This is a genomic window from Kitasatospora sp. YST-16 (assembly GCF_026802215.1).
Classification (GTDB): domain Bacteria; phylum Actinomycetota; class Actinomycetes; order Streptomycetales; family Streptomycetaceae; genus Kitasatospora; species Kitasatospora cineracea.
This window is the reverse complement of record NZ_CP113837.1, coordinates 1,051,117-1,072,107: the sequence shown is the minus strand read 5'-3', so window position 1 is coordinate 1,072,107 and position 20,991 is coordinate 1,051,117. Positions and strand designations below refer to the sequence as shown.

The window sequence follows — 20,991 nt, the reverse complement described above, 5'->3', positions numbered from 1 at the left end:
GCTGCGCCCCGTCCCGCTGCGTCCCGCCCCGCCGGTCACAGCCCCGCCGGTCACAGCCCACCGCCGAACACCGCGAGGCCCAGGTCCACGCCGACCAGCAGCGCGCAGCACACCCGGTGCAGGTGGATCCCCAGCCGGCGGGCGAGCAGGATCTCGCCGCGGACGAACCCGAGCACCCACTGCCGGGCCCGCAGCGCGATCACCGGCGCCATCACCAGCGGGAACCACCACGGCGCGACCCCGACCGCCGCCGAGCCCACCAGCAGCACCGCCTCCAGCGCCGAACACCCGGCCACGAACGCCGCGTTGCCGCGCGGCGGGAGCAGCACCGCGGCGGTCTTCCGGCCCACCGCCCGGTCGCCGGGGATGTCGTTGGTGTTGGAGTACACGCCGAACAGCAGCGGGCCGAGCCCGAACACCAGCGCCTGCACCACCGCGAACCCGTCGAACCGCCCGGTCAGCAGCCCGTACAGCGGGAGCACGAAGAACCAGCCCAGTGCGGCCAGGAAGAACTCCTGGAAGCCGTTGTAGCTGATCCGCAGCCACCAGGTGTACTGGAACCCGAACACCGCCAGCGCCGCCGTCCCGGCCACCGCCCACCAGGGCCGGGCGGGCGCCGCCGCGACGGCCGCCGCCCAGCACAGCACGCAGGCCGCGACCGCCGCCCACCCGAACCGGATAGCCTGACGCTCCGTCAGCGTCCCGGCCACCAGCGGCTTCCGGGCCAGCCGCCGGGCGGGCGCGTCCGGCCCGTAGTTCACCGCGTCGCTGCCGTCCCGGTACCCGGTGACGTCGTCGAAGGTGCACATGGCCGCGCTCATGGCGACCTCGCCCGCCAGGAACAGCACCAGCACCACCAGGACCGTCCCGGCCCCGCCACCCGCCCCCGAGGCCAGGACCATCGCGGCCACCAGCGGGACGCTCAGGTAGTAGTCCCAGATGTCGAGCTTGGCCAGCCTGGCGTACGCCCGCCAGGGGATCGGGGCCGCCTCGGAGGCAGCGGGAAGTGCGACGTGCTCCACGGGAAACGCAGTCCTCTCGACGGCGGCCGCAACCCGGGACGCGACTGCCGCGGGGGGCCGGAGACAACGGGCCGACCGCGCTGACGGTGCGCCAATTCGCCGCGACGGACGAGGAGTCGGCGCTCGTCATCATGACACAGTGCGACCGTTCGGCCGCATTCCTGCCATCAGACAAAAAGCGGGCGATCGGCTTTTCCGTCGACCGCCCGTGCGATCATCCGACCGCTTTTCCGCAATTCCGTACTACGCGGAGAAACTCCCCGCCCCGCCCGGCACGTGCGTCCCGTAACCCGGCTGCACCACCACCGACGGGCCGAGGCAGAACGGGTTGCCGTACACCTTCACCGGCCGGTCCGTCTGGTTGGTCAACACGTGTGCCAACGTGGGAAGTTGCTGACATCCGGCCGGGTCGACGTAGGTGTCCAGCGGCTGCGCCTCGGTCGAGAACACCACCACGTCGCCGACCGCCGGGCCCCCGGCCGCCGGAGCGGGCGCCGCCAGTCCGAGCACCGAACCCGCAGCCATCAGGGAAACCAGAATCGCTCGCACAATCATCCTTAATGAACAGTCAACTCCCGTGCCCTTCACGGGACCACCCCATCGCTACCGTGCGCACACCTCCGAATTCCAACGCCGCCCACCGGATTCACCCGCCCGGCCGGACCGCACCCCCGCCCGCCCCGCGCCGACCGCACCCCCGCACGCCCCCGCCCCCGGTCCACCCGACTCCACCCCGCCCGCCATCCGCCCGGACTACCATCGCCCCCATGACGACCCAGCCGTCCGCCCGCCCCGCCCCCTTCGGCCCCAACACCCACTGCCACTGGTGCGGGACGCCCTACCCGGCCGGCACCACGGCCTGGCCGCGCACCTGCCCCGGCTGCCACGAGATCAGCTACCGCAACCCGCTCCCGGTCACCGTCGCACTGCTCCCGATCCACCACCCCGACGGCGACACCCGGCTGACCGTCATCCGCCGCACCATCGAACCCGGCTACGGCCTGCTCGCCCTGCCCGGCGGCTACATCGACTACGGCGAGAGCTGGCAGCAGGCCGCCGTCCGCGAACTGCGCGAGGAGACCGGCATCCTGGCCGACCCGGCCGAGGCCCGCCTGGTCGCCACCGACTCCGACACCCTCGGCGGCTTCCTCTGCCTGTTCGCCCTCCTCCCCGCCCGCAACCTGGCCGACCTGCCGCCCTCCGTCCCCACCGACGAGACCGACGGCTGGCAGCTCGCCACCGCCGACACCCCGCTCGCCTTCCCCTTCCACACCCGGGTCGCCCGCGCCTGGTTCGACGGCGAGTACCTGCGCCTCTGAACCCGCTCCGGGCCCGGCCGGTCAGCGCCCCAGCACCGCCATCGCCGCGTTGTGCCCCGGGATCCCGCTCACCCCGCCCCCGCGCACCGCCCCGGCCCCGCACACCAGCACCCGCGGATGCCCGGTCCCCACCCCCCACCGCCCCACGTCCGGGCCCTCGTCCCCGCCCCCGAACGGGAACGCCAGGTCCCGGTGGAAGATGTTCCCGCCCGGCAGCCGCAGGTCCGCCGCCAGGTCCAGCGGCCCGCGCACCTCCAGGCACGGCCGTCCCTCCCCGTCCACCGCCAGGCAGTCCGCCAACGGCTCCGCCAGCACCCCGTCCAACGCCGCCAGCACCCCCGCCAGCGCCGCCTCCCGCACCCCCTCCGGATCCCCGGCGAACAGCCGGGCCGGCAGCTGCAGCCCGAACAGCGTCAACGTCTGCGCCCCCGCCGGGACGCCCGGCCCCAGGATCGACCGGTCCGCCAGCGAGTGGCAGTAGATCTCCGACGGCGCGGGGGAGGGCAGCCGCCCCGCCGCCGCGTCCCGGTACGCCCCCTCCAGCTCCCGGTAGGACTCCGCGATGTGGAACGTCCCCCCGAACGCGTCCCGCACGTCCACCGCCCCGTCCCGCAGCCGCGGCAACCGGCGCAGCAGCATGTTCACCTTCAGCTGCGCCCCCTCCGGCGCGGGTTCCCCGCCGCCCCCGCCACCCACCAGCCGCTCCAGCTCCGCCGGCGCCGCGTTGCACAGCACCCAGCGCGCCCCCACCCGCCGCTGCACCCCGTCCGCGTCCAGGTACCCGACCTCGGCCGGCCCCGCCGCACCCCCCGGGTCCACCGCCACCACCTCGCACCCCGTCCGCAGCTCCGCCCCGCCCGCCAGCGCCGCCTCCGCGAGCGCCCCGGTCACCGCCCCCATCCCGCCCACCGGCACGTCCCAGTCACCCGTCCCGCCGCCCACCACGTGGTACAGGAAGCACCGGTTCTGCCGCAGCGAAGGATCGTGCGCGTGCGAGAACGTCCCGATCAGCGCGTCCGTCAGCACCACCCCCCGCACCACGTCGTCCGCGAACCGCCGCTCCAACGCCTCGCCCAACGGCCGCTCGAACAACTCCCCCCACGCCACCGGATCGTCCACCCGCGCCCGCAGCTCCGCCCGCGACGGCAACGGCTCCGTCAACGACGGGAACACCCGCTCCGCGACCCGCCCGGTCATCCCGTAGAACTCCCGCCACGCCGCGAACTCCCGCTCCCCACCCGTCAGTTCACGGAACGACTCGGCCGTCCGCCGCTCGTCCCCGCCGTCCACCAGCAACCCCCCGACCCGCCCGTCCCGCTCCCACGGCGTGTACGAGGAGATCCGCCGCCGCCGCAACTCCACCCGCACCCCCAGCTCCGCCAGGATCCGCCGCGGCAACAGGCTCACCAGGTACGAGTACCGCGACAGCCGCGCGTCCACCCCCGCGAACGCCCGCTCCGACACCGCCGCCCCGCCCAGGTGCCCCGACCGCTCCAGCACCAGCACCCGCAGCCCGGCCCGCCCCAGGTACCCGGCCGCCACCAGCCCGTTGTGCCCGCCACCCACGATCACCACGTCATAAGCCACCGTCATCCCGCCGGTCTACCACCTCCCACCAGCACCCACCAGCACCCCGACCGCGTGACCCTGGACCCCCGGACGATCACGTGGCATGGTCAGCACCGTCAGCACCCACGGACGGCCCCGCCACGAGCCCAGCCGTCCCCACCCCGGCCTGGAGACCACCACGTGAGCACCCCTCCGACCCCCCAGGACCACCTCGAACCGCTGTGGCGCCCCGACCCGGCCCGCGCCGCCGCCAGCCGCCTGGTCGACTTCCAGCGCTGGGCCGCCGCCCACCACGGAGCCCCCGCCGCCCCGCTCGCCCCGGTCACCACCGACGCCGAGGCCGCCACCCGCTACGCCGACCTCCACCGCTGGTCCACCGAGGACCTCACCCGCTTCTGGACGGCCGTCACCGAGTACTTCGACGTCCGCTTCCACACCCCGCCCACCGCCGTCCTCGCCGAACCCGCCACCATGCCCGGCGCGAAGTGGTTCCCCGGCGCCACCCTCAACTACGCCGAGCACGCCCTGCGCGCCGCCGAGGACCCGGCCAACGCCGACCGCCCCGCCATCCTCCACCTGGACGAGCGCACCACCGAGCCGGTCGCCACCACCTGGCCCGAACTCCGCCGCCAGGTCGGCTCCCTCGCCGCGGCACTGCGCGCGAACGGCGTCCGCCCCGGCGACCGCGTCAGCGCCTACCTGCCCAACATCCCGCAGGCCGCCGTCGCCCTCCTCGCCACCGCCGCCGTCGGCGCCACCTGGACCAGCTGCGCCCCCGACTTCGGCGCCCGCAGCGTCCTCGACCGCCTCCAGCAGATCGAACCCACCGTCCTGTTCGCCGTCGACGGCTACCACTACGGCGGCAAGGACCACGACCGCACCGAGGTGGTCGCCGAACTCCGCCGCGAACTCCCCACCCTCACCACCGTCATCCACGTCCCACTCCTCGACACCCCCGCCCCCGAAGGCACCCTCTCCTACGACGACCTCGTCTCCTCCGACACCACCCCCGTCTTCGAACCCGTCCCCTTCGACCACCCCCTCTGGGTCCTCTACTCCTCCGGCACCACCGGCCTCCCCAAGGCCATCGTGCAGAGCCAGGGCGGCATCCTGGTCGAACACCTCAAGCAGGCCGCCCTCCACCTCGACCTCGGCCCCGACGACCGGTTCCTCTGGTACACGTCCACCGGCTGGATGATGTGGAACTTCCTGCTGGCCGGCCTGCTCACCGGCACCACGATCGTCACCTACGACGGCAGCCCCGGACACCCCGACACCGGCGCCCTCTGGTCCGTCGCCGCCCGCACCCGCGCCACCGTCCTCGGCACCTCCGCCGCCTACGTCATCGCCAGCCGCAAGGCCGACCTGCACCCCGGCCGCGACCTCGACCTCTCCGCCGTCCGCTGCCTCGGCACCACCGGCTCCCCGCTCCCGCCCGACGGCTTCCAGTGGATCTACGACGAGGTCAAGTCCGACCTCTGGCTCGCCTCGGTCAGCGGCGGCACCGACGTCTGCTCCTGCTTCGTCGGCGGCGTCCCCACCCTCCCCGTCCACCTCGGCGAGATCCAGGCCCCCTGCCTCGGCGCCGCCGTCGAGTCCTGGGACACCGAAGGCCACCCGCACACCGACACCGTCGGCGAACTCGTCGTCACCAAGCCCCTCCCGTCCATGCCCACCGGCTTCTGGAACGACCCGGACGGCCACCGCTACCACGACAGCTACTTCGACACCTACCCCGGCACCTGGCGCCACGGCGACTGGATCACCGCCACCTCCCGCGGCACCGTCGTCATCCACGGCCGCTCCGACTCCACCCTCAACCGCCAGGGCGTCCGGATGGGCTCCGCCGACATCTACGAGGTGGTCGAACGCCTCCCCGAGATCGCCGAGTCCCTGGTCATCGGCCTCGAAGAGCCCGACGGCGGCTACTGGATGCCGCTGTTCGTCGTCCTCGCCCCCGGCGCCGCACTCGACGACGACCTCACCGCCCGGATCCGCACCTCGCTGCGCACCGAACTCTCCCCGCGCCACGTCCCCGACGAGGTGATCACCGTCGCGGGCCTCCCGCACACCCTCACCGGCAAGCGTCTCGAAGTCCCCGTCAAGCGCCTGCTCGGCGGCACCCCCCTCACCCAGGCCGTCAACCCCGGCTCCGTCGACAACCTCGACCACCTGCGCTTCTTCGAACAGCTCGCCACCACCCGCAAGCAGTCCTGATCGCACAAGGCCCCGAGGGGCCCCGCTGCCACCCCCCACGGCAGCAGCGGGACCCCTCGGGAGACCACACCCCTCCTCCTACTGCCCGGACAGCACCTGCTCCGCCGCCGCCCGCGCCTCCTCGGCCGTGTCCGCCGCCCGCGCCGCCTCCGCCGCCCGCTGGCACTGCGCCAACGACGCCCGCGCCAACGCCGCCCGCACGTACGGGATCGACGCCGCCCCCATCGACAGACTGGTCACCCCCAGCCCCGTCAACACGCACGCCAGCAGCGGATCCGCCGCCGCCTCCCCGCACACCCCGCAGCTCTTCCCGGCCGCCTTCGCCGCGTCCGCCGCCGCCGCGATCAGGTCCAGCAGCGCCGGCTGCCACGGATCCTGCAACCGCGCCAACGACCCCACCTGCCGGTCCGCCGCGAACGCGTACTGCGCCAGGTCGTTCGTCCCCAGCGACAGGAACTCCACCTCCCGCAGCACCGCCGCCGCCCGCAGCGCGGCCGACGGAATCTCCACCATCGCCCCGTACTTGGCGTCCAGCCCCACCTCCCGGCAGGCCGCCGCGAACGCCCGCGCGTCCACCCCGTCCGCCACCATCGGCGCCATCACCTCCAGGCGCACCGTCAACCCCTCCGCCGCCCGCGCCAACGCCCGCAACTGCGACCGCAGCACCTCCGGGTGCTCCAACAGCGTCCGCAACCCGCGCACCCCCAGCGCCGGATTCGGCTCGTCCCCGGGCGTCAGGAACTCCAACGGCTTGTCCGCCCCCGCATCCAGCACCCGCACCACCACCCGACCCCCCGGAAACGCCTCCAGCACCTTCCGGTACGCCTCGACCTGCTTGTCCTCACCCGGCGCCTTCGCCGAGTCGTCCAGGAACAGGAACTCGGTCCGGAACAGCCCGACCCCCTCCGCCCCGTTCTCCAACGCCGCCGGTACGTCCGCCGGCCCGCCCACGTTCGCCAGCAACGGCACCATGAACCCGTCCGACGTCCGCCCCGGCCCGCTCGAAGCCGCCAGCGCCGCCTTCCGCTCCGCCGCCTGCCGCCGCAACTCCTCCTGCCGCTCCGCCGAAGGCTCCACCAGCACCTCGCCCGAACCCCCGTCGACCGCCACCACCACCCCCTCCGCCAACCCCGTCGCCCCCGCCAGCGCCACCACCGCCGGCACCCCCATCGCCCGCGCCAGGATCGCGCTGTGCGACGTCGGCCCGCCCTCCTCCGTCACGAACCCCAGCACCAGCGACGGATCCAGCAACGCCGTGTCCGCCGGCGCCAGGTCCCGCGCCAGCAGCACGTACGGCTCGTCACTGTCCGGCACCCCCGGCATCGGCACCCCCAACAGCCGCGCCACGATCCGGTTCCGCACGTCGTCCAGGTCCGCCACCCGCCCGGCCAGGTACTCACCCGCCGCCGCCAGAAGCTCCCGGTACGCCGCGAACGCGTCGTACACCCCGCGCTCCGCACTGCTCCCCGACTCGATCCGCCGGTTCACGTCCGCCAGCAGCTCCGGGTCCTGCGCCATCAACGCCTGCGCCTCCAGCACCGCCTGCGCCTCACCCCCCGCCAGGTTCCCGCGCGCCACCAGGTCCGCGGCCACCGCATCCACCGCCGCCTGCGCCCGGGCCTGCTCCCGCGGCACCTGCTCCGCCGACACCTGGGTCACCGGCGGCTCCAGCACCGCCGTCCCCATGTGCCGCACCTGCCCGATGGCGACCCCGTGACTGACCCCCACGCCCCGCAGCGTCCGCTCCATGGTTCCGAAACCCCTTCGCCGTCAGTCGCCGTACGTTCCGTCAGTTCCAGATGAACAGCTCGCCGCCGGCCGTGACCTCACCGGACTCCGCCACCCCACTCAACTGCTCCGCCGACGCCTCCAGCGCCACGATCGGCGAGATCGGCGACTTCCCCGCCGCCTCCACTGCCGCCGGATTCCACTTGATCACCGGCTGCCCCCGCTGCACCCGGTCCCCCTTGTGCACCAACAGCTCGAACCCCTCCCCATTGAGCTGCACCGTGTCGATCCCCAAGTGCGTCAGCACCCCGTGCCCGTTCTCGTCCATCACCACGAACGCGTGCGGATGCATCGACACCACCTGCCCGTCCACCGGAGCCACCGCCTCGATCGGCTCCCGCAACGGATCGATGGCCGTCCCCGGCCCCACCATGGCTCCCGCGAACACCGGGTCGGGAACGTTGGCGAGGCCGACAGCGCGACCGGCAAGCGGCGACGTAACAGTGGTCATGGTGGAGCCTCCCAGGTACGGAGTACATCGCGTGCGGCCGCGGGGCAGCGGCCCATTGATCGACTGAACCCAAATTACGTCAACTTCGGACATCTCATGTCATAACGCCCACCAGCCGCCCGAGTGAAGATCCCCTCCCACCCCAACCGAGCCGCACACGAACCGACCGCCCCGCACCATCCCCGCCAACCCCACCGCCCGCAAGTGGTCTAGTCCTCTTGGCCGACCCGCCGCACTCTACGGCATCCGAGTGACCCCCCACCCGCCCCGCCCGCCCACTCTCCGCGAGCCCAACCGGGTGACTCCACCCCGCCTCGATTAGGCACTCGGCCGCCGACCCGCTATGGTTGCTCAGGTCGCCGCGCAACGGCGGTAAACAGAGCAAGTCAGGCAAGTAAAGCTCCGGTCAACGCCGAGTAAACGGTCTGGTAGGCTGGAAACACGAAAGAACGAAGCGCCCGGAGGGTCCGCAGGAATGCGGTCCGAAGGAAGTGTCCGTTCCTTGAGAACTCAACAGCGTGCCAAAAGTCAACGCCAGATATGTTGACATCCCCGGCCTCGACGTCTTGTCGGGGTTGGAGATTCCTTTTGAAGTAAAACACTAGCGAGGACGCAGTGCGCGGGGCCGCCTTATTCCGGTGGTTGCCGTGCCGCTCCCCGTGGAGACATTCACGGAGAGTTTGATCCTGGCTCAGGACGAACGCTGGCGGCGTGCTTAACACATGCAAGTCGAACGGTGAAGCCCTTCGGGGTGGATCAGTGGCGAACGGGTGAGTAACACGTGGGGAATCTGCCCTGAACTCTGGGACAAGCCTTGGAAACGAGGTCTAATACCGGATACGACCGCAGGATGCATGTTCTGTGGTGGAAAGCTCCGGCGGTTCAGGATGATCCCGCGGCCTATCAGCTTGTTGGTGGGGTAACGGCCCACCAAGGCGACGACGGGTAGCCGGCCTGAGAGGGCGACCGGCCACACTGGGACTGAGACACGGCCCAGACTCCTACGGGAGGCAGCAGTGGGGAATATTGCACAATGGGCGAAAGCCTGATGCAGCGACGCCGCGTGAGGGATGACGGCCTTCGGGTTGTAAACCTCTTTCAGCAGGGAAGAAGCGCAAGTGACGGTACCTGCAGAAGAAGCACCGGCTAACTACGTGCCAGCAGCCGCGGTAATACGTAGGGTGCGAGCGTTGTCCGGAATTATTGGGCGTAAAGAGCTCGTAGGCGGCCTGTCGCGTCGGATGTGAAAGCCCGGGGCTCAACCCCGGGTCTGCATTCGATACGGGCAGGCTGGAGTGTGGTAGGGGAGATCGGAATTCCTGGTGTAGCGGTGAAATGCGCAGATATCAGGAGGAACACCGGTGGCGAAGGCGGATCTCTGGGCCATTACTGACGCTGAGGAGCGAAAGCGTGGGGAGCGAACAGGATTAGATACCCTGGTAGTCCACGCCGTAAACGTTGGGAACTAGGTGTTGGCGACATTCCACGTCGTCGGTGCCGCAGCTAACGCATTAAGTTCCCCGCCTGGGGAGTACGGCCGCAAGGCTAAAACTCAAAGGAATTGACGGGGGCCCGCACAAGCAGCGGAGCATGTGGCTTAATTCGACGCAACGCGAAGAACCTTACCAAGGCTTGACATACACCGGAAACGTCCAGAGATGGGCGCCCCCTTGTGGTCGGTGTACAGGTGGTGCATGGTTGTCGTCAGCTCGTGTCGTGAGATGTTGGGTTAAGTCCCGCAACGAGCGCAACCCTTGTTCTGTGTTGCCAGCGAGTAATGTCGGGGACTCACAGGAGACTGCCGGGGTCAACTCGGAGGAAGGTGGGGACGACGTCAAATCATCATGCCCCTTATGTCTTGGGCTGCACACGTGCTACAATGGCCGGTACAAAGGGCTGCGATGCCGCGAGGCGGAGCGAATCCCAAAAAGCCGGTCTCAGTTCGGATTGGGGTCTGCAACTCGACCCCATGAAGTTGGAGTTGCTAGTAATCGCAGATCAGCATGCTGCGGTGAATACGTTCCCGGGCCTTGTACACACCGCCCGTCACGTCACGAAAGTCGGTAACACCCGAAGCCGGTGGCCTAACCCGTAAGGGGAGGAGCCGTCGAAGGTGGGACCAGCGATTGGGACGAAGTCGTAACAAGGTAGCCGTACCGGAAGGTGCGGCTGGATCACCTCCTTTCTAAGGAGCACATAGCCGAATGCGAGCGCATGTCTCGCACGGTTGCTCATGGGTGGAACGTTGACTATTCGGCACACACGGTATGGACCTGCCAGTACTGCCCCTCGGGGCGTGGAAGACAGGGACAGCTTGGTGTGTCGGGCACGTTGTTGGGTCCTGAGGGAACGGGAGTTGCCTCATGGATGCCGGCCTCATGCCGGGCGCTCCTTGTTGGGGGTGTCGGGTTTGGGTGTCTGGTCGTTGTTTGAGAACTGCACAGTGGACGCGAGCATCTGTGGCCAAGTTTTTAAGGGCGCACGGTGGATGCCTTGGCACCAGGAACCGATGAAGGACGTGGGAGGCCGCGATAGGCCCCGGGGAGCTGTCAACCGAGCTTTGATCCGGGGGTGTCCGAATGGGGAAACCCGGCAGTCGTCATGGGCTGTCACCCATACCTGAACACATAGGGTATGTGGAGGGAACGCGGGGAAGTGAAACATCTCAGTACCCGCAGGAAGAGAAAACAACCGTGATTCCGGGAGTAGTGGCGAGCGAAACCGGATGAGGCCAAACCGTGGTGGTGTGAGACCCGGCAGGGGTTGCCGCGACGGGGTTGTGGGAGTGGGCTTGATCGGTCTGCCGGCCGGTCGGCGAGTCAGAAACCGTTGGTGTAGTCGAAGGACATGCGAAAGGTCCGGCGTAGAGGGTAAGACCCCCGTAGACGAAACATCAGCGGCTTGCTTGCTCATTTCCCAAGTAGCACGGGGCCCGAGAAATCCCGTGTGAATCTGGCGGGACCACCCGCTAAGCCTAAATATTCCCTGGTGACCGATAGCGGATAGTACCGTGAGGGAATGGTGAAAAGTACCGCGGGAGCGGAGTGAAATAGTACCTGAAACCGTGTGCCTACAAGCCGTGGGGGCAGCCTTCGGGCTGTGACTGCGTGCCTTTTGAAGAATGAGCCTGCGAGTTTGCGGTGTGTAGCGAGGTTAACCCGTGTGGGGTAGCCGTAGCGAAAGCGAGTCCGAATAGGGCGTTCGAGTTGCATGCCCAAGACCCGAAGCGGAGTGATCTAGCCATGGGCAGGTTGAAGCGCGGGTAAGACCGTGTGGAGGACCGAACCCACCAGGGTTGAAAACCTGGGGGATGACCTGTGGTTAGGGGTGAAAGGCCAATCAAACTCCGTGATAGCTGGTTCTCCCCGAAATGCATTTAGGTGCAGCGTCGCGTGTTTCTTGCCGGAGGTAGAGCACTGGATAGGCGATGGGCCTTACCGGGTTACTGACCTTAGCCAAACTCCGAATGCCGGTAAGTGAGAGCGCGGCAGTGAGACTGTGGGGGATAAGCTCCATGGTCGAGAGGGAAACAGCCCAGAACACCGACTAAGGTCCCTAAGCGTGTGCTAAGTGGGAAAGGATGTGGAGTCGCAGAGACAACCAGGAGGTTGGCTTAGAAGCAGCCACCCTTGAAAGAGTGCGTAATAGCTCACTGGTCAAGTGATTCCGCGCCGACAATGTAGCGGGGCTCAAGCACACCACCGAAGTCGTGTCATTGCAGCAATAGGGCCAACGCCTGCTGTGATGGGTAGGGGAGCGTCGTGTGCCGGGTGAAGCAGCCGAGGAATCGAGTTGTGGACGGTTCACGAGTGAGAATGCAGGCATGAGTAGCGATACAAGAGTGGGAAACTCTTGCGCCGATTGACCAAGGGTTCCTGGGTCAAGCTGATCTGCCCAGGGTAAGTCGGGACCTAAGGCGAGGCCGACAGGCGTAGTCGATGGACAACGGGTTGATATTCCCGTACCCGCTTTGAAGCGCCAACGTCGAACCTCTTGATGCTAAGCCCGTGAAGCCGCCCGGAGTCTTCGGACGATGGGACGTGGTGGAGCCGGTGACCCAACGGGGTAGTAGGTGAGCGATGGGGTGACGCAGGAAGGTAGTCCAGCCCGGGCGGTGGTAGTCCCGGGGTAAGGGTGTAGGACGTTGCGTAGGCAAATCCGCGCAACACGAAGTCTGAGACCTGATGCCGAGCCGATTGTGGTGAAGTGGATGATCCTATGCTGTCGAGAAAAGCCTCTAGCGAGTTTCATGGCGGCCCGTACCCCAAACCGACTCAGGTGGTCAGGTAGAGAATACCGAGGCGTTCGGGTGAACTGTGGTTAAGGAACTCGGCAAAATGCCCCCGTAACTTCGGGAGAAGGGGGGCCATTGCTGGTGACGGGACGTGCTCCCTGAGCTGGTGGTGGCCGCAGAGACCAGCGAGAAGCGACTGTTTACTAAAAACACAGGTCCGTGCGAAGCCGTAAGGCGATGTATACGGACTGACGCCTGCCCGGTGCTGGAACGTTAAGGGGACCGGTTAGTCCGATTTCGGTCGGGCGAAGCTGAGAACTTAAGCGCCAGTAAACGGCGGTGGTAACTATAACCATCCTAAGGTAGCGAAATTCCTTGTCGGGTAAGTTCCGACCTGCACGAATGGCGTAACGACTTCTCGACTGTCTCAACCACAGGCCCGGTGAAATTGCATTACGAGTAAAGATGCTCGTTTCGCGCAGCAGGACGGAAAGACCCCGGGACCTTTACTATAGCTTGATATTGGTGTTCGGTTCGGCTTGTGTAGGATAGGTGGGAGACTGTGAAGCGGCAACGCCAGTTGTCGTGGAGTCGTCGTTGAAATACCACTCTGGTCGTGCTGGATGTCTAACCTGGGTCCGTGATCCGGATCAGGGACAGTGTCTGGTGGGTAGTTTAACTGGGGCGGTTGCCTCCTAAAGGGTAACGGAGGCGCCCAAAGGTTCCCTCAGCCTGGTTGGCAATCAGGTGTTGAGTGTAAGTGCACAAGGGAGCTTGACTGTGAGACTGACGGGTCGAGCAGGTACGAAAGTAGGGACTAGTGATCCGGCGGTGGCTTGTGGAAGCGCCGTCGCTCAACGGATAAAAGGTACCCCGGGGATAACAGGCTGATCTTCCCCAAGAGTCCATATCGACGGGATGGTTTGGCACCTCGATGTCGGCTCGTCGCATCCTGGGGCTGGAGTAGGTCCCAAGGGTTGGGCTGTTCGCCCATTAAAGCGGTACGCGAGCTGGGTTTAGAACGTCGTGAGACAGTTCGGTCCCTATCCGCTGTGCGCGTAGGAGTGTTGAGAAGGGCTGTCCCTAGTACGAGAGGACCGGGACGGACGAACCTCTGGTGTGCCAGTTGTCCTGCCAAGGGCATGGCTGGTTGGCTACGTTCGGGAGGGATAACCGCTGAAAGCATCTAAGCGGGAAGCCTGCTTCGAGATGAGCACTCCCACCTCCTTGAGAGGGTAAGGCTCCCAGTAGACGACTGGGTTGATAGGCCGGATATGGAAGCCCTGTGAGGGGTGGAGTTGACCGGTACTAATAGGCCGAGGGCTTGTCCTCAGTTGCTCGCGTCCACTGTGTTGTTCTGAAACAACGACCCCCCGCCGGGGAGACCCGGCCGGGCGGTGCATAGTTTCATAGTGTTTCGGTGGTCATAGCGTGAGGGAAACGCCCGGTTACATTCCGAACCCGGAAGCTAAGCCTCACAGCGCCGATGGTACTGCAGGGGGGACCCTGTGGGAGAGTAGGACGCCGCCGAACAATCATTGTGGGAAAGCCCCCTGACGGGAAGTCAGGGGGCTTTCTTGTTGTAGGGTCGGTCCCGCACGGTTGTCGGTGGTTAATACAGGAGGCTCCGCACAGTGGAGGTCCAGGAGACGCGCGTTCAGACTGATCGGGTCCTCACGATCCCGAATCTGCTGAGCATGGCTCGGCTGGTGGGCGTGCCGGTCTTTTTGTGGTTGGTGCTGTGGCCGGTCTTCGGGGGGCCGAAGAACGACGGGTGGGCGATCGTCGTTCTGATGTTGAGCGGGGTCAGTGACTACCTGGACGGGAAGCTGGCTCGGCGGTGGGGGCAGATCAGCCGGCTGGGGCAGTTGCTGGACCCGGCCGCGGACCGGTTGTACATCGTGTCGACGCTGGTGGGGTTGACCTGGCGGGAGATCCTGCCCTGGTGGTTGACGGCGTTGCTGGTGGCGCGGGAGGCGTTCGTCGGGGTGGTGCTGCTGCGGCTTAACCGGGCGGGTTACGGGCCGTTGAACGTGAGTTTCCTGGGGAAGGCGGCGACGTTCAATCTGATGTACGCGTTTCCGCTTCTGCTGCTGGGGGTGGGCCAGGGGTGGGTGCACCAGGTTGCGGGGGTGGTGAGTTGGGCGTTCATCTGGTGGGGGACGACGCTGTACTGGTGGGCCGGTGCCCTGTATGCGGTGCAGGCCCGGCAGATCCTCCAGGCGGAGCGCTCGGTTGCCGTTTGAGATCAGCCTGAGACGTTTTACACGGCCTCCACGGTGAGTCGGACGTTTTCTTCCGGGTAGGGATGCGTCGGACCGGTTTGATGGACCCCGCAGGGGTTCACCACCGCGAAGGAGGACGCACCCGTAATGAAAGCCGTTGTGATGGCGGGCGGGGAGGGCACTCGACTCCGCCCCATGACTTCCAGCATGCCCAAGCCGCTGCTGCCGGTGGCCAATCGGCCGATCATGGAGCATGTGCTGCGGCTGCTGAGGCGACACGGCCTCAACGACACCGTGGTGACCGTGCAGTTCTTGGCGTCGTTGGTCAAGAACTACTTCGGTGATGGTGAGGAACTGGGCATGCACCTCACCTATGCCAATGAGGAAACACCGCTGGGGACGGCGGGCAGCGTGAAGAACGCCGAGGACGCGCTGCGGGACGATTCGTTTCTGGTGATCTCGGGCGATGCCCTGACGGACTTCGACCTTTCCGACCTGATTGCCTTTCACCGGGAGAAGGGCGCGCTGGTCACGGTGTGCCTGACCCGGGTGCCGAACCCGTTGGAATTCGGTATCACCATCACGGACGACGAGGGGAAGGTCGAGCGCTTCCTCGAGAAGCCGACCTGGGGGCAGGTGTTCTCGGACACCGTGAACACCGGTATCTACGTGATGGAGCCGGAGGTCTTCGACTACGTGGCGGCCGGCGAGTCGGTCGACTGGTCGAGCGACGTGTTCCCGCAGTTGCTCAAGGAGGGCAAGCCGGTGTTCGGCTACGTCGCCGAGGGCTACTGGGAGGACGTGGGCACGCACGAGAGCTACTTGAAGGCCCAGGCGGACGTCCTGGAGGGGAAGGTCCAGGTCGAGCTGGACGGGTTCGAGATCTCGCCGGGCGTGTGGGTGGCCGAGGGTGCGGAGGTGGACCCGGAGGCGGTGCTGCGGGGGCCGCTGTACATCGGTGACTACGCCAAGGTCGAGGCCGGCGTGGAGTTGCGCGAGCACACCGTGCTGGGGTCGAACGTGGTCGTCAAGCGCGGGGCGTTCCTGCACAAGGCCGTGGTGCACGACAACGTGTACGTGGGGCCGCAGAGCAACCTGCGCGGGTGCGTGGTCGGGAAGAACACCGACGTGATGCGGGCCGCGCGGATCGACGAGGGGGCGGTGATCGGTGACGAGTGCCTGATCGGCGAGGAGTCGATCATCGCGGGCAACGTCCGGGTCTACCCGTTCAAGACGATCGAGGCCGGCGCGTTCGTCAACACCTCGGTGATCTGGGAGTCCCGCGGCCAGGAGCACCTGTTCGGGGTGCGCGGCGTGTCGGGGATCCTGAACGTGGAGATCACGCCGGAGCTGGCCGTGCGGCTGGCGGGGGCGTACGCGACCACGTTGAAGAAGGGCGCGACGGTCACCATCGCGCGTGACCACTCGCGTGGTGCGCGGGCGTTGAAGCGGGCGATGATCTCGGCGCTGCAGACCAGTGCGATCGACGTCCGCGACCTGGAGAACGTGCCGATGCCGGTGGCCCGGCAGGCGACGGCGCGGGGGAGTGCGGGCGGGATCTTCCTGCGGACCACACCGGGGGTGCCGGACTCGCTGGACATCCTGTTCTTCGACGAGCGCGGGGCGGACCTGTCGCAGGCCGGGCAGCGGAAGCTGGACCGGGTGTACTCGCGGCAGGAGTTCCGGCGGGCGTTCCCGGGCGAGATCGGCGACCTGCTGCACCCGGCGAGCGTGTTCGACTCGTACGCGACGAACCTGTTGCGGACGGTGGACACCTCGGGGGTGCGGGAGGCCGGGCTGAAGGTCGTGGTGGACGCGGCGCACGGCAGTGCCGGGCTGGTGCTGCCGAGCATCCTGGGGCGGCTCGGGGTGGAGGCGCTGACGGTGGCCGGCGGCCTGGACGAGGCGCGGCCGACCGAGGACGCGGACTCGCGGCGGGCGGCGCTGGCCAGGCTGGGCGAGCTGGTGGCGTCCTCGCGGGCGGCGTTCGGCGTGCGGTTCGACCCGGTGGGTGAGCGGGTGTCCTTCGTGGACGAGCTCGGCCGGGTGATCCAGGACGACCGGGCGCTGCTGGTGCTGCTGGACCTGGTGGCGGCCGAGCGCCGCTCCGGGCAGGTGGCGCTGCCGGTGACGACGACGCGGATCGCCGAGCAGGTCGCGGCGTACCACGGCACCCAGGTGACCTGGACGACGACCTCGCCGGACGACCTGGCGAAGGCCGCGGCGGCGGACGGCACGATCTTCGGCGGGGACGGGCGCGGCGGCTTCGTGGTGCCCGAGTTCTCCGGGGTGCTGGACGGGGCGGCGGCGTTCGTGCGGCTGGTCGGTCTGGTGGCGCGGACGCAGCTGACGCTGAGCCAGATCGACGCGCGGATCCCGCAGGCGCACATCCAGAAGCGGGACATCGCCACGCCGTGGGCCGCCAAGGGCATGGTGATGCGCTCGGTGGTGGAGGCGGCCGGGAACCGGAAGCTGGACACCACGGACGGCGTGCGGGTGGTCGAGCCGGACGGCCGGTGGACGCTGGTCCTGCCGGACCCGGCGGAGGCCGTCACCCACCTGTGGGCGGAGGGCCCGGACGACGAGGCGACCGAGCGGCTGCTCGACGAGTGGGCCGCGGTCGTGGACGGCGCCGGGAGGTAGTGCGGGGGAAGTGAGGTGGGGGCGGGTTCGGCGGCCCGCCCCCACCCGCTTTTGTCACGATCCTGTGCCGAAACCGTCCTGCGGGGCCCGGGGCTGGTCGTGGGGCACCTCGTGGTCGTGAAACGATGTGGCGCATGCCAGCATCGCCGACGCCGAGTGACCCGGAGGGGCGCTTCCGCCGCCCGGACGCCTCGATGTCCCTGCTGACCACGGTCATGGAGCACTCGCTCGACGACGGGTACGCGGAGGCGGCCCGGGCCCGCGGGGCGGAGGGCAGTTCGCGGCTGCCGTCGACGGCCAAGGGACGGCTGGTGCTGGGCCTGGGCCTGGCGCTGGCGGCGGTCGTGGTGACGGTCGGGGCGGTGAACACGCACGCCGCGGCGCCCGTGCTGGCGAAGGAGCGGGACGCCCTGGTCAGCCGGGTGAACGACGCCAACAAAGCGGCGGACGAGCTGCAGCGGCAGGTCGAGGCGGACCGCGACAAGGTCGAGCGGGCCCAGGACGCGGCGCTGCAGAGCGGCGACGACAGCGGGGCGGAGCAGCTGGCGGCGCGGACCGGGACGGGGGCGATCACCGGGCCTGGCATCAAGCTGGTGATCGACGACGCGTCCGGGAGCGGTTCGGGCGGCAACGTCAGCGATCCGCGGAACACCGGCAGCTACGGCAAGGACGGGCGGGTCAAGGACCACGACCTGCAGTACGCGGTGAACGGGTTGTGGCTGGCCGGCGCGGAGGCGGTGTCCGTGAACGGGCAGCGGCTGACCGCGCTGTCGGCGATCCGGGCGGCCGGCGACGCGATCCTGGTGGACAACCGGCCGCTGGTGCCGCCGTACACGGTGCTGGCGATCGGGGACGGGGCGCGGCTGGCGCAGGCCTTCCAGGACAACGAGGGCGGCCGCTACCTGAAGATCATCCAGGAGAGCTACGGGATCCGTTCGACGGTGTCGACACAGAAGTCGTTGACGCTGCCGGCCGCGCTGGGCGTGACGCTCCGGGTGGCCGGGCCGGAGGCGTCGGCCGAGCCGTCGGGGTCGCCGTCGCCGTCGCCGTCGGCGTCCGGTTCGGGGTCCGCCCTCCCGACGGCCCCGCCGTCCGGCGCGGTGTCGGGTTCGCCCTCGGGGGCGCCGTCGAAGTCCACGCGGTCGACCGCGACGAAGTCCACTTCCACTTCCACCGGAACAGGAGCTGCTACACCGTGATTGCCGTACTGGGTCTGGTGATCGGCGTGATCGTCGGCGTGTTCGTGCAGCCGGAGGTGCCGAACGCGGTGGTGCCGTACCTGCCGATCGCGGTGGTGGCGGCGCTGGACGCGGTGTTCGGCGGCGTGCGGGCGATGCTGGACGGGATCTTCGACGACAAGGTCTTCGTGGTGTCGTTCCTGTCGAACGTCGTGGTGGCGGCGCTGATCGTGTTCCTGGGCGACCAGTTGGGCGTGGGGTCGCAGCTGTCCACCGGCGTGGTGGTGGTGCTGGGCATCCGGATCTTCTCGAACGCTGCGGCGATCCGCCGGCACGTGTTCAGGGCGTAGGGAGCGGCTGTGAGCGGGGAGAAGGAGCCGCGGGAGCGGGACGAGGAGCAGCCGGAGCCGGCCGGGCCGGTCGAACCGGTGGAGCCTGCTGGGCCGACCGAGCCGGCTGCGGCGGCGGAGCCGGTCGAACCCGAGCCGTCGGTGGCGGCGGCCGCGGGGCGGGAGCCGGTGGAGCTGCCCTCGGACGGGCGGACCCGGCTGAAGGCGGCGGTGTGGCCGCCGCGGGTGTCGCGGGGCCAGCTGGTGGTGGCGCTGCTGCTGTTCGCGCTGGGCCTGGCGCTGGCGATCCAGGTGCGCTCGACCAACGACCACAGCGAGCTGCGCGGGGCCCGCCAGGAGGACCTGGTGCGGATCCTGGACGAACTGGACGGCAAGCAGCAGCGTCTCCAGTCGGAGAAGACGCAGCTGGAGCAGTCCCTGGCGCAGTTGGAGAACTCGTCCAACCAGGCCAAGGAGGCCCAGGAGCAGACCCGGAAGAAGGCGGCCGAGCTGGGTGTGCTGGCGGGGACGGAGAAGGCCACCGGGCCGGGGATCGTGCTGACGATCGATGATCCCCAAGGGCAGGTGAAGGCGGATATGCTGCTGGACACCCTGCAGGAACTCCGAGCTGCGGGGGCGGAGGCGATTCAGATCAACGACGTGCGCGTGGTGGCCGGTACGTACTTCACCGACAACTCGTCGGGCGGCGGCGTGCAGATCGACGGGAAGAGCGTCTCGCAGCCGTTCCGCTTCACCGTGGTGGGCAACCCGCAGGACCTGGCTCCGGCGCTCAACATCCCCGGTGGCGTGGTGCGCAGCCTGGAGAACCACCAGGCGCGGGCGACCATCGTCCAGCAGCAGAAGGTGCTGGTGGACGCGCTGGCCGCGCCGAAGCCGTTGCAGTACGGCAAGCCGGCGGCGAAGTGACGGGGCGCGCTCCGTACGGTTCGTCAGCTGCGGGCAGCCCCCGGTGGTGGGTTTCCGCGGCGGGTCGGCGACACTGGGTCTTACCGTTCGTCAGTCCCCGGTCCGATGCCGGGCCCACCGCCACACCGAGCCTTGAACCCTGCCCCGCGGGCGGTTCTGTCACACGCAAGGGGATTCGCCCGTGAGTTTTTTCTCGAAGCTTTTCGGCCGCAACAAGAAGACGGCCGAGGCCCCGACCGCGCGCTACCGGCAGGAGGACGCCGGGGTGCCCCCGATGCGTCCGGCGCCGGACGGGCAGCGTCCGATGTACCGGGACGACGTGACCCAGGGCGCGGGCGTCCCGACCGGGCAGTTCGACGCGGGCTACGGCGCGTCGGTTGATTCGTCGGGCGGGCCGCGCATAGGTTTCGCGTCAGGACCCTCAACCTCCGGTGGAGGGTTTGCCCCGGACCCCTATGCCGGGCACGTCCAGTCGGGTGTGCCGCGCCAGGAGGCTGTGAACATGGCTGGCACCAGCCCGTGCCCGCGGTGCGGGAACCAGAACCCGGCGCAGGCCCGGTTCTGCTCGAACTGCGGGACCCAGCTGCGTGGCGGCGGTTTCCCGGAGGGCGCGGTGGAGACCACCTCGACCATCTCGATCTCCGGCATCGAGTCGTACGACCCGACGGCGACCTCGACGGGCGCCACGCCGGCGCTGTCGGCCGAGGTGATGGCGGCGATCGACGCGCTGCCGCCGGGCTCGGCGCTGCTGATCGTGCAGCGCGGCCCGAACTCGGGCAGCCGGTTCCTGCTGGACTCGGACGTGACCACGGCGGGGCGGCACCCGCAGGGTGACATCTTCCTGGACGACGTGACGGTGTCGCGTCGGCACGTGGAGTTCCGTCGGCAGCCCGACGGCGGCTTCTCGGTCGCGGACGTGGGCAGCCTGAACGGCACCTACGTGAACCGGGAGCGGATCGACGAGGTGCTGCTCAGCAACGGCGACGAGGTGCAGATCGGGAAGTACCGGCTGGTGTTCTTCGCCAGCCACCACCGGGGGTACTGACCACTTCTCCGTTTGGAGCCCGAGTGACCCCACAGATTCCTACC

13 protein-coding genes and 3 rRNA genes are annotated in these 20,991 nt (G+C 68.7%); 11 read left to right on the top strand and 5 right to left on the bottom strand.

Annotated features, from left to right (window positions below):
- Positions 1-50: 50 nt before the first annotated feature.
- The gene (locus OU787_RS04935) at positions 51-1,022 is read right to left on the bottom strand and encodes a UbiA family prenyltransferase (RefSeq protein ID WP_030464403.1); all 972 of its coding nucleotides are present in this window, start codon (positions 1,020-1,022) and stop codon (positions 51-53) included.
- Positions 1,023-1,265: 243 nt separating this feature from the next.
- Positions 1,266-1,547: a hypothetical protein gene (locus OU787_RS04930; RefSeq protein WP_232795251.1), complete on the bottom strand. Its 282-nt coding sequence runs from the start codon at positions 1,545-1,547 to the stop codon at positions 1,266-1,268.
- Positions 1,548-1,789: 242 nt separating this feature from the next.
- Between OU787_RS04930 and OU787_RS04925 the strand changes: the two genes are divergently transcribed.
- A complete protein-coding gene (locus tag OU787_RS04925; protein WP_030464724.1) occupies positions 1,790-2,341 on the top strand; it encodes an NUDIX domain-containing protein in 552 nt (183 codons plus the stop codon).
- Between the two features lie 21 nt (positions 2,342-2,362).
- Here the strand turns inward: OU787_RS04925 and OU787_RS04920 are convergent, their stop codons facing one another.
- Positions 2,363-3,934: a phytoene desaturase family protein gene (locus OU787_RS04920; RefSeq protein ID WP_268658647.1), complete on the bottom strand. Its 1,572-nt coding sequence runs from the start codon at positions 3,932-3,934 to the stop codon at positions 2,363-2,365.
- Between the two features lie 156 nt (positions 3,935-4,090).
- Between OU787_RS04920 and OU787_RS04915 the strand changes: the two genes are divergently transcribed.
- Positions 4,091-6,127: an acetoacetate--CoA ligase gene (locus tag OU787_RS04915; protein ID WP_268658646.1), complete on the top strand. Its 2,037-nt coding sequence runs from the start codon at positions 4,091-4,093 to the stop codon at positions 6,125-6,127.
- 78 nt (positions 6,128-6,205) lie between these two features.
- Here OU787_RS04915 and ptsP read toward each other — a convergent pair whose 3' ends face one another.
- Positions 6,206-7,876, bottom strand: a complete 1,671-nt coding sequence (gene ptsP, locus OU787_RS04910; RefSeq protein WP_268658645.1) for a phosphoenolpyruvate--protein phosphotransferase — start codon at positions 7,874-7,876, stop codon at positions 6,206-6,208.
- Between the two features lie 40 nt (positions 7,877-7,916).
- The gene (locus OU787_RS04905) at positions 7,917-8,366 is read right to left on the bottom strand and encodes a PTS sugar transporter subunit IIA (protein ID WP_030464622.1); all 450 of its coding nucleotides are present in this window, start codon (positions 8,364-8,366) and stop codon (positions 7,917-7,919) included.
- A gap of 668 nt (positions 8,367-9,034) precedes the next feature.
- On the opposite strand from OU787_RS04905, the gene OU787_RS04900 reads away from it, so the two are divergent.
- The 9 genes from OU787_RS04900 to OU787_RS04860 all read left to right on the top strand — a co-directional run bounded on the left by OU787_RS04900 (position 9,035) and on the right by OU787_RS04860 (position 20,947).
- Positions 9,035-10,551 (top strand): 16S ribosomal RNA (locus OU787_RS04900).
- Positions 10,552-10,827: 276 nt separating this feature from the next.
- Positions 10,828-13,932, top strand: a 23S ribosomal RNA gene (locus OU787_RS04895).
- An 84-nt stretch (positions 13,933-14,016) separates the two neighbouring features.
- A 5S ribosomal RNA gene (rrf, locus tag OU787_RS04890) occupies positions 14,017-14,133 on the top strand.
- The 16S, 23S and 5S rRNA genes sit together here, the layout of an rRNA operon.
- A gap of 101 nt (positions 14,134-14,234) precedes the next feature.
- The gene (locus OU787_RS04885; protein WP_268658644.1) at positions 14,235-14,846 is read left to right on the top strand and encodes a CDP-alcohol phosphatidyltransferase family protein; all 612 of its coding nucleotides are present in this window, start codon (positions 14,235-14,237) and stop codon (positions 14,844-14,846) included.
- A 126-nt stretch (positions 14,847-14,972) separates the two neighbouring features.
- A complete protein-coding gene (locus OU787_RS04880; protein ID WP_030463670.1) occupies positions 14,973-17,468 on the top strand; it encodes a mannose-1-phosphate guanyltransferase in 2,496 nt (831 codons plus the stop codon).
- A gap of 134 nt (positions 17,469-17,602) precedes the next feature.
- A complete protein-coding gene (locus OU787_RS04875; protein ID WP_327059353.1) occupies positions 17,603-18,667 on the top strand; it encodes a DUF881 domain-containing protein in 1,065 nt (354 codons plus the stop codon).
- Positions 18,664-18,996 (top strand): small basic family protein, encoded by a 333-nt coding sequence (locus tag OU787_RS04870; protein ID WP_030463668.1) that lies wholly within the window; start codon positions 18,664-18,666, stop codon positions 18,994-18,996. Before OU787_RS04875 ends, OU787_RS04870 begins: the two co-directional genes overlap by 4 nt.
- A gap of 9 nt (positions 18,997-19,005) precedes the next feature.
- A complete protein-coding gene (locus OU787_RS04865; RefSeq protein WP_442788421.1) occupies positions 19,006-19,902 on the top strand; it encodes a DUF881 domain-containing protein in 897 nt (298 codons plus the stop codon).
- A gap of 181 nt (positions 19,903-20,083) precedes the next feature.
- Positions 20,084-20,947 carry an FHA domain-containing protein gene (locus OU787_RS04860; protein ID WP_081967302.1) on the top strand — a complete coding sequence of 288 codons (864 nt, stop codon included), beginning with the start codon at positions 20,084-20,086 and terminating at the stop codon, positions 20,945-20,947.
- Positions 20,948-20,991: the final 44 nt, after the last annotated feature.